Source organism: Streptomyces sp. NPDC090021 (assembly GCF_044748225.1).
GTDB lineage: Bacteria > Actinomycetota > Actinomycetes > Streptomycetales > Streptomycetaceae > Streptomyces.
Genome location: NZ_JBIVFO010000022.1, coordinates 95,033 through 106,824 on the forward strand (window position 1 = coordinate 95,033; position 11,792 = coordinate 106,824).

Consider the following 11,792-nt stretch of genomic DNA (forward strand, 5'->3'; position numbering starts at 1 on the left):
TTTGCCCCGATCGGGGCCGTCGGCGCACGATGGCCTGCCGTGAGCACCTCCCGACTGTCCGCCGTACTGCCCGACCTCGCCCCGTGGCGTTCCAGCCGTGACTTCCGGCTCCTGTTCTACCAGGGGACGGTGACCTACTTCGGCTCCTTCATGGCGATGATCGCGCTGCCGCTCCAGATCAAGCACCTGACCGGTTCACCGCTGGCCGTCGGCGCGATGGGTGCGGTGGAGCTGGTCCCGCTGGTGGTCTTCGGGCTGTACGGGGGCGCGCTCGCGGACGCGGTCGACCGGCGGCGGATGATCCTGCTGACCGAGGCGGCGCTGGGTGTGCTGGCCCTGGTGCTCCTGGTGAACGCGCTGCTGCCCCACCCGCTGCTGTGGCCGCTGTACGTGGTCGCGGCGGGCGTGTCGGCCCTCGCCGGGCTGCAGCGTCCGGCCCTGGACTCGCTGATGGCGCGGATCGTTTCGCACGACCAGCTGACGGCCGCCGCGGCGCTCAACGGGCTGCGCTACCAGTTCGGGGCGATCGTCGGTCCGGCGCTGGCCGGCCTGGTCGTCGCCTACGCCGGTCACGCCTCGGCCTACGCCGTCACGGTGGCGGGCTTCCTCGGCTCCGTCCTGCTGTGCTCGCGGCTCGGTCCGGCACCGCCCGTCGAGGGCGCCGACCGTCCGTCGCTGCGCGGGATCGCCGAGGGCGCGCGCTACGCCTGGAGCCGGCCCGTGCTGCTGGGGACGTACGCCGTGGACCTCGCGGCGATGCTCTTCGCCTTCCCGAACACGATCTTCCCCTTCCTCGCGGACGAGCTGGACGCGGTGTGGGCGCTGGGTCTGATGTACGCGGCCGGGGCGGTGGGCTCGATGCTGCTGGGGCTGACCAGCGGCTGGGTCTCCCGGGTGCGGCGGCACGGGCTCCTGGTCGTGTGCGGCGCGGCGGTCTGGGGTCTGGCGATCGCCGCGGCCGGTGTGGCGCCCGGCATCTGGCTGGTGCTGGCCTGCCTCGCGGTGGCGGGCGCCGGCGACATGCTGAGCGGGCTGGGCCGCGCCACGATCTGGAACCAGACGATCCCCGAGGAGCTGCGCGGCCGGCTCGCCGGCATCGAGGTGCTCTCGTACAGCGTGGGCCCCCAGCTCGGCCAGGTCCGGGCGGGCACCATGGCAGGCTGGACGGGGACCCGGCCCGCCTTCTGGAGCGGAGGGCTGGCCTGTGTGGCCTCGGTTGCGGTGCTGGCCGCGCTCCTGCCGAAGCTGATCTCGTACGACGCGGACACCGACGAGGACGCGGTGCGCCGCCGGGCCGCCCGGGAGGCGGAGCCGAGCGGTGCGGGGGCCGGCACGGTGGGGTGACGCCGGCCCGGCGGGGCTGTCTCAGCCCTCCTTCTCGGCGAGGATCCGGTCGGCCGCGTAGTGCGGGCAGTTCAGGGCGTGCCAGGTCACCGAGAGGGAGCCCGCCCCCGTCCGCAGCGTGCGCACCGCGCCGTCGGCGGCGGTGGCCTTGCAGAAGGGGCACATGACGGTCTCCGGGCGTAGTAGATCGAACATGCCCTGTCCTTCCCGCAGGTTTCTCACACCGGACCTGTCCAGAACTATCAAATCCGGCGCCATTCGGCCGCAGTACCCACAAGTACGGATGGGAATCCGGTAGCTCGGCCGGGTGGGAACGCCGCCGGAACGGCTCCGCTGCGGCCTCCGCGGGCCGTCGCCGTCACCCCGCGGAGGCCGACAAGCCGTAGGGGTCGCGGGGCGTCGGCGTGCTGACGGGGCCGGTGGTGTGCGGGTCCGCCGGTCAGGGGAGGGGGACGCCGCGGGCCGTGACCCAGAGCTCGTACCACTCCTCGTGCGTGAGGTCGGGTTCGCGTACGGCGGCGTCGCGGCAGGCACGGATCCGGTCGGGGCGGGCGGTGCCGATGACCGGAGCGATCCGCGACGGGTGCCGGATCAGCCACCACAGCAGGACGGTCTCGGGCGTCGTGCCCTTGCGCCGGGCCAGCCCGGCCAGCAGCTCGGCGGTGGCCCGCTCGGCCGGCGTCTGCTGGCGGCCGGTGAACCGGCCCTGGGCCAGCGCACCCCACGCCTGGAGGCGGATGCCGTGGTCGCGGCAGTGTTCGAGGGTGCCGAAGGGGAAGCCGTCGGCCGTGGAGGCGGGGGTGTTGAGCAGGACCCCGGCCTCCACCCAGTCGCGGTGGTGCAGGCCTGGACCATGGCGGGGGCCGGCGGTGGAGCCATCCGGTCCTCCCGCCCGGCCGGGCCTGCCGCGGGGAGTGCAGGCGGCCGGTACCCCGGGGCGACCGGCTCAGGGAAGGTCCTCCGTCGGCGGGTCGGCCTCGTAGACGTGCGGGGTGTCCGACTCCCACTCCACCAGGCCGGTGCCGCCGAGGACGACGTCGTCGGGGTCCGGCATGCCGGCACGCCGCAGGAACTCGATGAGGTCCTCGTCCGAGCGGGCCAGGCCGAGGGGCTCCTCCCGGTCGGCGGTCCGCAGGGTCACCTGCCGGCCTCCCGACGGGAAGATCCGGTGCACGACGACGGGTGCATGATGCATGCCCCCAGCCTCGCCGGAGCGGCCCGGTCCGGCATCCCGGGAGTCAGCGCGTTCGGCCGACGGAGGCGGCGGCGTCCGCCGAGGCGCGGATGCGGAACGTGGCGGGGTCGGGGTAGGTGGCCTTCTCGGCCAGGACGACCGCCTCGATCTCCTCCTTGAAGGCGGGCTCGAAGAAGTCGATGTCGAGCAGCAGGCGCAGTCCCCGCAGGGTGGGGTCCAGCAGCGGGCGCGCCATCCGGGCCCCACCGCCGCCGATGCCGGTGAACCCGGCCCGGACCACCGCGGGCCGGGCGGCCACCCGGTCCTCGACGCCCGCCGTCGCGTAGCCGAGGATCAGCGCGAGCTCGGCGAGGAACTTCCGGGTGCCCAGGGCCATCTCCTCGGCGCCCTGGAGCGTCTGCACGGAGCCGCCGGCCACCTTGAAGTCGTCGCTGGTGCGCTTGAGGCCGCGTGACTCGTACGCCGCGAGCGCCTCCTCGAAGAGCCGCCCCGCCTCGTCGACCGCCCGCATGGCCGCCACCAGCTGGTCGATGTCGATGTCGATCTCGCGCTTCACGCTGCCTCCTGGTCCCGGAACTGTGCTGCACGCACCGTAGGAGGCAAAGTCCCGCTGCGGAACACCTCTGCGCGGTCGGATCCGAACCGGACACCGTGGCCGGGACTGACCCGTCGCCGCGAACCGGTCGTCGGGCCGGTCCGAAAAGCCCCACGGCCGGGCCCGGGGCGGGGATACTCGGACGCGTGGAACTGCACATCGATCACCGCTGGCTGCTGGAGCGGCAGGAGGCGCTGTTCAAGGACGTGGCGGTGGCCGACCACTCCGCCCTGGTCGCCGCCGTGGCCCGGCACCGGGTCAACACGCCCAGCCTGGAGGTGGACGACCCCGACGCCTACTGGCGCGCGGCCGCCCTGCTCGACGCGATCGTGCTGCTCCGGCCGCTGCCCACCTCGAACGAGTACTTCGCCTACGGGGTCGCCGTCGCTTACATAGAGGCCTCCGGAAAGGCGGTGGAGGCCTCCTACGAAGAGTGGCGCGACCTCATCACCGACATCCGCATGCTGCGCGTCAGCGTCTTCGACGTCGCCGCCCGGCTGCGCTCGTGGAAGCCGGCCTGAGGCCGGTCAGCGCCGGCGCTGGGCGGGCGTGCCCACCAGGAGGGCGTCCGAGACGAGCCGCGCACCGCGGGCGAGGCGGCTCAGCTGCTCCAGCTCCAGGGCGTACATCCTGATCGAGTTCTCAATGACCGACTCGGCTATGCCCATCGTGGGCAGCTCGGCGCGGCTGGTCTGCAGGGCCGCCCGCACCGCGCGCATCTCGTGCTGCAGCTGGAGCTGGACGTGCCGGGCGAGGAGCGCGTGGTGACGGGTCAGCGTCAGGTAACCGCCGTAGCGGGCCGGGAGGAGGTCGCGCAGCCAGCGCGTGGCCGTGCGCTCCCAGTCGTGCGTACCGGGCGCCTTGACCTGCAGGGGCCAGTCCGGGCTGAGCGTAAACGTGGCCGTCTGGGGCATTCTCGTCACTTCCGAGTGGTATCGAAGCTCTGATCGAGACGTTCTGTAAAGGGGCGGCCTCGGCCCAGGGGTTGACCGAGGCCGCCAAGGGCGCTCTGCGGGATCCGTAAGCCTGGACTCGTCCCGCGGTCGCGACGTGAGGAGGAGGTTCGTCGTACCGCGGCGCGTTCGAGAGGACGTGGGGTCGTCCTCCTTGGCATCTGGTGGATCCGGAGCGCCGTCGTCAGTAAACATATATACCGTCGAGTAAGCAAGCGTATGAAAAATTTCATGCACCTCGAAGGCTGAATACCGCCTGGTGGAGCCGGAGCGGAGCGGGTAGGGACCCTTACAGGAAAAACCCGTGCTGGTCGGCCACGTGCTCGTAGTCCTCCAGCCGGGCCTGGGTCCGCTCGGGATCCGCGTCCGCCATGGCCTGTAGCAGGGCCGCCGAGAGCATCCCGGGCGCCGCGTAGGAGTCGAACACCAGGCGGGAACCGGTCGCCGCCGTCAGGGCGACGTCCGCCTCGTCCACCAGTGGCCCGAGGGTGGGATCGGTGATCAGGACCACCCGCAGCCCCGTACTGCGGGCCGCCCGGACGGCGGACAGGGTCTCCTTGGCGTGCCGCGGCATGGCGAACGCCAGCACCCACGTCCCGCCGGCGGCCCGGGACTGAAGCAGCGCGTCGAAGGCGACGCTGCCGCCGCGTGTCACCAGGCGCACATCGGGGTGGATGCGCCGCGCGGCGTAGGCGAAGTACTCCGCCAGGGAGACCGAGATGCGCAGACCGAGGATCGTCAGCGGCACCGATGCGGCCAGCTCACGGCCGATGTCCAGTACCTGGTTGGTGTCGGCGAGCAGCCGGCGGACGTTCTCCAGGTTCTCGATCTCCGCGTCGACGGCGGCCTGCAACTCGTTGCGGCGGATCTGCTCCCGGGTGTCCGGGGCGCCGGCCACCGCACTCAGCGCGATCGGCTGGAGCACGTCGCGCAGCGCCGGGTAGCCGCTGAAGCCGAGGGAGGACGCGAAGCGGGTCACCGAGGGCTGGCTGACGCCCACCCGCTCGGCGAGCTCGGTGATCGAGAGGAACGCGGCCTCGGTGAGGTGGTCGATCAGGTACTGCGCGATGCGCCGCTGGCCCGGGGACAGGCGGCGGCCGTCGAAGAGCGCGAGGAGCCGGTCGGCCGGCGGACGAACCTCCGCGGACGACTGACCGCTCGGCGTGATCGCAGCCGCTTGCGCGCGTGCCTGCTGCCCCGATGACACCGGAGGGCCTCCTTCTCACGTCACTCGCGCCAAACATAGCTCACCCCTCGTGGCCGATGATGATCAGTCCTGGGCGCGGGAGGTCACCGGGGCGTCGGTGCGGTCGCCCAGGAACTCGTACCAGCGGCGCTGGAGGCACAGGTAGCGGGTGTCGGCCTCGACGAGGTCGAGGAAGGAGCCGATCGTGGCGGTGAGCCGCTCGCCGAGGCCCGGGTCGGTCAGGGCGCCGTCCTCGGTGAAGGCCTGGTGTGCCCCCGCCAGGCTGAACATGTCGGGGTAGACGCGGGCGCCGAGGTGTTCGAGGGGGACGCGCAGGGCCCACAGTCCACGGTTGCCCCCGACCATCGAGGGCGAGGCCGAGACCAGCAGGGTCTGCTTGTCCTTGAAGGGCTGCGGACGGTAGCGCGAGACCCAGTCCACGGCGTTCTTCAGTACGCCCGGCACGGAGGCGTTGTACTCCGGCGAGGCGATGATCAGCGCCTGCGCGGCCTCGATCCGCCTGCACAGGGCCAGGGCGCCCTCCGGCAGCCCGTCGCCGGCCTCGGCGTCGCCGTCGTAGGGCGGCATGGGGAAGTCGCGGAGGGTGACCGGTTCGGCCACGGCCCCGGCGTCGCGCACCATCGCGGCGACGAGGCCGCGAGCCGGACGTTGACGGAGCCGGTGCGCGAGGACCCGGACAGGACGAGCGCGCGCAGCGAGGTACGCGGGTGCCCGTCCTCGTGCGGGCGGCCCGGATCCGCCGGGAAGTGGTCGGTATCTGTCGGGTTCATGCCGTCTCCTGCTCCTCTGCTGCTGTCTGCTGCTCTTCCTCCTGCCGCCGCTGACGGGCCGTGGCAGGGCGGGCGGCGGCGGGGCGGGCCGCGGCGGGGCGGGCGGCCGACGTGCGGCGGGACCCGCACACGCCGGTGTGCGGGTCCCGTCCGGGCCGCCGGGTCACTTCGCGCCGGGGTTCTCCCAGCGGTAGAACTCGTGGGCCATCGCGTCCTTCGGACTGCGCCAGGTCTCCGGGTCGTGCGGGCTGACGTACGCCTGGAGCCGGTCGCTCAGTCTGCGGAACTCGGGGTGTTCGGTGACCTTGGCGATGGCCGGGCCGGGCGGCCGGTCCGCCTCGATGAAGTGCATGTACACATCGCCGAACTGGAAGAGGCTCCGGCGTGTGACCCCTACCAGGCGGGGCAGTTCACCCGCGTCCGAGTCCGCGAAGAGCTCGGCGATGTCGGGGCCCGAACCCGGCGCCATGCGGGCGACGATGAGGGCGCGGTGCGTGTCGTTCATCCGGCTGCTTGCCTTTCGTCCTCAGATGCGGCTGGCGGCGGGGGCGCGGCTCTCGCGTTCGCGCTGCTCGATCTTGTCCCGGATGAGCGCCATCTGGATCGGGGAGTTGCGGTTGATGTTGTCGGTCATCCAGGCGTCGTCCACGGGTGCTTCCGGCTTCATCGCGAAGTCCTGGGTCCACTTCATCCGGGTGCCTCCGGGCACCTTGAAGTACTGCCAGTGGATGTCCATGTGGGCGAAGGGGCCGGTCTCCACCCGTCGGGCGCGGACCGTGAGGCCCTGGCGGTCGACGGTCCGCTCCGAGACCCAGCTCCACACCTTGCCGTTCTCGTCGGGGTGCATGGTCAGACGGAACGTGGTCGTGTCGCCCTTCTGCTCGAGGATTTCGAGCGAGGCGTACTCGCTGAACAGCTGTGGCCAGCTCGGGAGGTCGTTGGTCATCTCCCAGACGAGCTCCACGGGCGCGTTGACGGTGATCTCGTTCTCGGTGTGTCCTGGCATGTCAGGCTCCGGTCATCAGGCTGTGGTTGACGAGGTCGAGGAATTCCCCGGGGGTCTTGCAGCGGTCGGCGTCGGTGGGCAGGGCCCGTCCGCGCCGGTTCTCCAGCTCACCGACGATGCCCAGCAGGCCCAGCGAGTCCAGTCCGTACGCGTCGAACGGGAAGTCCGGGCGGCTCGCCATCTCGGCGGGATCGACGGTGATGCCGGCGGTCTTCATCAGGGCCGCCAGTTCCTCCACGGTCAGTCGGTCGGGCATGTGGTGCTCTCTTCCTGTGAGGGGCCGCTCGGGCCCGGCGGACTACGGGGCCGCCGGGGAGCCCTTGCGGACGACGAGCGCGGAGTTCGATCCCATCCGGCCGCGGCTGAGCACGAGCGCGGTGCGCAGTTCCGCCTGCCGGGCTCTGCCCGTCACCACGTCGAGGTCGTGGCACACGTCGTAGACGTTCGGGGTCGGCGGGACGACGCCGTGCTCCAGCGCCAGGACCGCGGCAGCGGTGTCGAGGGCGGGCGCCGCGCAGTATGCCCGGCCGGTACCGGACTTGGGTGCCGTGACCGGCACCTTCCGTCCGTGGTCGCCCAGGGAGCGGACGATCGCGGCCGCCTCTGCCGCGTCGGCCGCCGGGGTGCCGAGGGCGTCGGCGAAGACGACGTCGATGTCCTCGGGGGCGCATCCGGCTTCCCGGAGTGCGCCGCGGACCGCCTGGGCCAGCCCCTCGCCGGCCTCGTCCGGCCGCCGGGTGCCGCTGAAGGTCGCGGCGTGGCCTGCCAGGACGGCGCGTACGGTGGCGCCGCGCCGGCGGGCTTCGGCCTCGTCCTCGACGACGAACATCGCGCCGCCCTCGGCGGGGACGTAGCCGCAGGCCTGGTCGGTGAAGGGGCGGTAGGCGCGTTCCGGGTCGTCCCGCGTGCTCAGTCCCTCGTACTCCAGCTGGCAGACGATGGAGTACGGAGCCAGGGGCGCCTCCGTCGCTCCGACCAGCATGGCCCGGCTGCCCCGGCGGATCGCCCGGTCGGCGTGCGCGAAGGCGTCGAGCCCGCCCGCCTCGTCGCTGCAGACGACCCCGCAGGGTCCCTTCAGCCCTCGGCGGATGGAGATCTGGCCGGTGCTCGCGGCGTAGAACCAGGCAATCGACTGGTACGGGCCGACGAAACGCGGGCCCTGTTCCCACAGGTGCTGCAGTTCGCGCTGGCCGAACTCACCCCCGCCGGAACCGGCGGCGGTGACGACACCGAAGGCGAAGGGGTCGCTCTCGTAGTCGGCCCGGCCGAGCCGGGCGTCCTCCAGGGCGAGGTCGGCCGCGGCGAGGGCGTGGTGGGTGAACCGGTCGGTCTGGACGAGGAACTTGTCCTCGACCAGGGAGCCCGGGTCGAAGCCCCGTACCTCGCCCGCGACGCGCAGCGGCAGGTGTTCGCAGCCCGCCCGGGTGACGCGGTCCAGCACGCTCTGACCGGACTGGGTCGCCTTCCAGAAGGCGTCGGCGCCGACGCCGTTGGGGGCGACGACCCCGATGCCCGTGATGACCGTACGGCTGGTCACGAGACCTCCTCCTTCGGCCGGGTCATGACCACGGCGGACTGGAAGCCGCCGAAGCCGCTGCCCACGGAGAGCACGCTGCGCAGTTCCCGGTCCCGGGCGACCTTGGGCACGTAGTCCAGGTCGCATTCGGGGTCGGGCGTCTCGTAGTTGGCGGTCGGCGGCACCACCTGGTGGACCATGGCGAGGACGCAGGCCGCGAGTTCTATGGCCCCGATGGCGCCGAGAGAGTGACCCACCATGGACTTGATGGAGGTCATCGGCGTCCGGTAGGCGTGGTCGCCCAGGACCTTCTTGACCGCCGCGGTCTCGTGGCGGTCGTTCTGCTTGGTGCCCGAACCGTGCGCGTTGACGTAGTCGATCTCGTCCGCGGCGAGCCCGGCCTGGGCGAGGGCGGTTTCGATGGCCCGGGCCATCTCCAGGCCCTCGGTGGTCAGCCCGGTCATGTGGTGGGCGTTGCCGAAGGTGGCGTAGCCGCCGATCTCGCAGTAGACGGTCGCGCCGCGGGCGCGGGCGTGTTCCAGCTCTTCGAGCACGAGGACGGCGCCGCCTTCGCCGAGGACGAAGCCGTCCCGGTCGGCGTCGAACGGCCGGGAGGCGTGGGCCGGGTCGTCGTTGTTCGGGGAGGTCGCCTTGATGGCGTCGAAGCAGGCCACCGTGATCGGCGATATCGGGGAGTCCGAGGCTCCGGCGATGCACACGTCCATCCGGCCCTCCGCGATGGCGTGCACGGCGTACCCGATGGCGTCGAGCCCCGAGGTGCAGCCGGTGGAGACGGTCTGGACGGGGCCGCGGGCTCCCGTCTCCTCCGCGACGGCGGAGGCGAGGGTGGCCGGCGTGAACGCCCGGTGCAGGTGCCGGCCGGCCAGCTTGTGGTCGACGTCCCACCAGGAGCCGGACTGGCTCACGGCGACGTAGTCGTGCTCCAGACGGGTGGTGCCGCCGACGGCGGTGCCGAGGGAGACACCGGTCCGCCAGGCCTCGTCCGAGGTGAGGTCGAGTCCGGCGTCACGCACCGCCTCGCGGGCGGCGACCAGGGCGAACTGGATGTACCGGTCCGCACGGGCGGCCTCCTCGTCGTCGAGGCCGTGCGCGGCGGGGTCGAAGTCGACCTCGGCGGCTATCCGGGAGCGGAAACCTGTGGGGTCGAAGAGGCTGATGCCCCGGGTCGCCGTACGCCCGTTGGCCAGCAGGTCCCAGAAGTCCTGGACGCCGATGCCACCGGGCGCGACGACGCCCACTCCGGTGACGGCCACGCGCCGGCGGGTCACGAGACCGCTCCGGTACGGTCCGGCGGCTGCTCCCATGCGGTTCCCTCCGGGTTCGGGGCCTGCTCGGTGTCCACGTGGCCCAGTTCGGGGCGCGGGGCGAGGGGGCCGAGGTGGAAGACCATGCGGGCTTCGGTGTCCCCGACGTTGCGGAAGCGGTGCCGGGTGTTCAGGGGGACCAGGAGTCCCTGGTCGGTGCGCAGCGGGTGGGGCTCCCCGTCGAGGTCGACCTCCAGCCGGCCGCTGACGACGTACACGAACTCCTCGGAGTACGGGTGGTAGTGCTCGGCGATCGACTCTCCGGGGGCCATGATGGCCAGGCCCATGAAGCCGCTGGTCGAGCCCACCGACGTCGGGGTGAGCACGGCCCTCAGGTCGCCGCCGCGGCGGCGGTTGGGCGGCGTCTCGCTCAGGTCCACGATGCGTGGGCGCTGTTGGGTCATGGTGGATGCCTCCTGGCGTGTGGGGAGAGCCTCGACGGAGATCGGGGGGTCGGGGGTCCGGGGTGGGGTCGGGACGGGGATGGGGTCGGGACGGGGATGGGGGCGGGGCCGCAGCGGTCGGCCCCGGGAGGGATCAGGACTGCGCGGGTGCCCGGCGGTCGGTGATCAGGTCCATGGTGTGGTGCGCGCCGCGGCTCCGCCCGCCGGGCGCGACCGTCAGGCGGTCGAGCACCGCGGCCTTGCGGCGGCCCGAGATGCCGTAGACGGTCTCGGGGTCGGTCTCCAGCGGGCCGCGCACGTCGATCAGCCGGACGACGATGTCGTCGCGCTGGAAGATGCTGCTGCTCCGGACGGGGCTCTCGGGCCGGCGCGCGGCCGCCTCGTCCTGACCGGCGAGGAACCTGGCGAGCGCCTGGCCGCAGCCGGGCCTGGCCGGGTAGAGGACGGCGTGCCGCTGCACCTCGGGCGACTCGGGCTCGGGTGCGGCGATGTGGTGGACGGCCGGGACGGCGGCGCGCATGAAGAACATGCGGGCCGATTCCGGGTCGCCGAGGTCCCGGTCCTGTTCGAGGTAGGGGTTGATGGCCTCCTCGACGGCGCGCACCTCGGGCTGTTCCGAGACGTGCCGCAGGGCCGCCATCAGGTCGCCCTGGACCTCGACCGTGCGCACCACCCGGTTGCCGTGCATGAACAGCGAGGTACGGCACAGGCGGGTGTGGTCGTCGACGCGGGCCGCCGGTGAGGCGTAGCTGGAGAGGATGGCCGCGACGTCCTTCTCGCTGCCGGGCTTCACGGTGAACGTGAGGGCGTGGCGCACGATCCCGGCGCCCAGGCGGGGCGTGGACTGCAGGCGCGCCGTGGACGGGCGGGACGCCTGGTCGTAGCCCCGGCCGGTCTCGCGCAGGACGGTGAACTTCAGCGGGCGCATGGAGCGCGCACATGCGCCGAGCGGCCGGACCTGTTCGGCGTGGTGCTCGCTGTTGACCCAGGCGAGGTACTGCGGGGCGCTCTCCCACTCGCTCGTGATCAGCCACTGCGAGGGGTTCTCGAAGGACTGGCACAGCTGGTCGCTGATGTGGCCCGGGACCGACGCGATGTCGTTGCGGAGCTTTTCGTACGCCTCGAAGAACCGCTGCTGGGTCCCCTCGTGGAGATCCATCAGAAGGACGACCCGGAGCATGGAGCCGTCGAAGGCTGACTGCGACACCCGTTCGGACAGGGTGGTTGTCATCTACTCACTCCTTCATGAGGGGGTGGAGATCCATCGCGTACGGACCCCTCGTCCGTCACCGGTGGCGTCCGCCCGGGCCGGCGGCCGCCTCGCCGGGGAAGGACGGGCCGGCGCGTCCCGGGGGAGCCGCTGTCGCTCATCGTCATCCGGGTAGGGGCGTACCGCTACATGTCGGGATCAAGCGGGTGACAACCGGCGAATCAACTGGGCCTCATCCCGGATCGGGGGCATAAAGAGTCCACTCCC

16 protein-coding genes are annotated in these 11,792 nt (G+C 72.3%); 2 read left to right on the top strand and 14 right to left on the bottom strand.

Annotated features, from left to right (window positions below):
* Window positions 1-54 precede the first annotated feature (54 nt).
* A complete protein-coding gene (locus ACIPXC_RS19390) occupies window positions 55-1,344 on the top strand; it encodes an MFS transporter (RefSeq protein ID WP_401619532.1) in 1,290 nt (429 codons plus the stop codon).
* A 21-nt stretch (window positions 1,345-1,365) separates the two neighbouring features.
* On the opposite strand, the gene ACIPXC_RS19395 is transcribed toward ACIPXC_RS19390, so the two are convergent.
* The 4 genes from ACIPXC_RS19395 to ACIPXC_RS19410 all read right to left on the bottom strand — a co-directional run bounded on the left by ACIPXC_RS19395 (window position 1,366) and on the right by ACIPXC_RS19410 (window position 3,095).
* Window positions 1,366-1,539: a hypothetical protein gene (locus tag ACIPXC_RS19395; protein WP_158717287.1), complete on the bottom strand. Its 174-nt coding sequence runs from the start codon at window positions 1,537-1,539 to the stop codon at window positions 1,366-1,368.
* 244 nt (window positions 1,540-1,783) lie between these two features.
* Entirely contained in the window at window positions 1,784-2,170 is a 387-nt protein-coding gene (locus ACIPXC_RS19400; protein ID WP_401619445.1) for an aldo/keto reductase, read from the bottom strand.
* Between the two features lie 120 nt (window positions 2,171-2,290).
* Complete coding sequence (locus ACIPXC_RS19405; protein ID WP_401619449.1) at window positions 2,291-2,539, bottom strand: hypothetical protein; 249 nt, start codon at window positions 2,537-2,539, stop codon at window positions 2,291-2,293.
* Between the two features lie 43 nt (window positions 2,540-2,582).
* The gene (locus ACIPXC_RS19410) at window positions 2,583-3,095 is read right to left on the bottom strand and encodes a hypothetical protein (RefSeq protein ID WP_401619452.1); all 513 of its coding nucleotides are present in this window, start codon (window positions 3,093-3,095) and stop codon (window positions 2,583-2,585) included.
* A 185-nt stretch (window positions 3,096-3,280) separates the two neighbouring features.
* Here ACIPXC_RS19410 and ACIPXC_RS19415 point away from each other — a divergent pair, with 185 nt between their 5' ends.
* Entirely contained in the window at window positions 3,281-3,655 is a 375-nt protein-coding gene (locus tag ACIPXC_RS19415; protein WP_401619455.1) for a toxin Doc, read from the top strand.
* Window positions 3,656-3,661: 6 nt separating this feature from the next.
* Here ACIPXC_RS19415 and ACIPXC_RS19420 read toward each other — a convergent pair whose 3' ends face one another.
* The 10 genes from ACIPXC_RS19420 to ACIPXC_RS19465 all read right to left on the bottom strand — a co-directional run bounded on the left by ACIPXC_RS19420 (window position 3,662) and on the right by ACIPXC_RS19465 (window position 11,546).
* Window positions 3,662-4,048, bottom strand: coding sequence for a hypothetical protein (locus ACIPXC_RS19420; protein ID WP_030965466.1), 387 nt, complete (start codon window positions 4,046-4,048; stop codon window positions 3,662-3,664).
* 328 nt (window positions 4,049-4,376) lie between these two features.
* On the bottom strand, window positions 4,377-5,294 hold the full coding sequence (locus tag ACIPXC_RS19425) for a MurR/RpiR family transcriptional regulator (RefSeq protein ID WP_386455898.1): 918 nt from the start codon (window positions 5,292-5,294) through the stop codon (window positions 4,377-4,379).
* Between the two features lie 63 nt (window positions 5,295-5,357).
* Window positions 5,358-5,915, bottom strand: coding sequence for an NADPH-dependent FMN reductase (locus ACIPXC_RS19430; protein ID WP_401619458.1), 558 nt, complete (start codon window positions 5,913-5,915; stop codon window positions 5,358-5,360).
* A gap of 312 nt (window positions 5,916-6,227) precedes the next feature.
* Window positions 6,228-6,569: a TcmI family type II polyketide cyclase gene (locus ACIPXC_RS19435; protein WP_401619461.1), complete on the bottom strand. Its 342-nt coding sequence runs from the start codon at window positions 6,567-6,569 to the stop codon at window positions 6,228-6,230.
* A 21-nt stretch (window positions 6,570-6,590) separates the two neighbouring features.
* Complete coding sequence (locus ACIPXC_RS19440; RefSeq protein WP_401619464.1) at window positions 6,591-7,070, bottom strand: SRPBCC family protein; 480 nt, start codon at window positions 7,068-7,070, stop codon at window positions 6,591-6,593.
* A gap of 1 nt (window position 7,071) precedes the next feature.
* Window positions 7,072-7,326 (bottom strand): phosphopantetheine-binding protein, encoded by a 255-nt coding sequence (locus ACIPXC_RS19445; protein WP_401619466.1) that lies wholly within the window; start codon window positions 7,324-7,326, stop codon window positions 7,072-7,074.
* Window positions 7,327-7,368: 42 nt separating this feature from the next.
* Window positions 7,369-8,607 carry a beta-ketoacyl synthase N-terminal-like domain-containing protein gene (locus tag ACIPXC_RS19450; protein ID WP_401619469.1) on the bottom strand — a complete coding sequence of 413 codons (1,239 nt, stop codon included), beginning with the start codon at window positions 8,605-8,607 and terminating at the stop codon, window positions 7,369-7,371.
* Complete coding sequence (locus ACIPXC_RS19455; RefSeq protein WP_401619472.1) at window positions 8,604-9,875, bottom strand: beta-ketoacyl-[acyl-carrier-protein] synthase family protein; 1,272 nt, start codon at window positions 9,873-9,875, stop codon at window positions 8,604-8,606. Before ACIPXC_RS19455 ends, ACIPXC_RS19450 begins: the two co-directional genes overlap by 4 nt.
* Window positions 9,872-10,315: a cupin domain-containing protein gene (locus ACIPXC_RS19460; protein ID WP_030965476.1), complete on the bottom strand. Its 444-nt coding sequence runs from the start codon at window positions 10,313-10,315 to the stop codon at window positions 9,872-9,874. Before ACIPXC_RS19460 ends, ACIPXC_RS19455 begins: the two co-directional genes overlap by 4 nt.
* A 133-nt stretch (window positions 10,316-10,448) precedes the next feature.
* Complete coding sequence (locus ACIPXC_RS19465) at window positions 10,449-11,546, bottom strand: SchA/CurD-like domain-containing protein (protein ID WP_401619475.1); 1,098 nt, start codon at window positions 11,544-11,546, stop codon at window positions 10,449-10,451.
* Window positions 11,547-11,792: the final 246 nt, after the last annotated feature.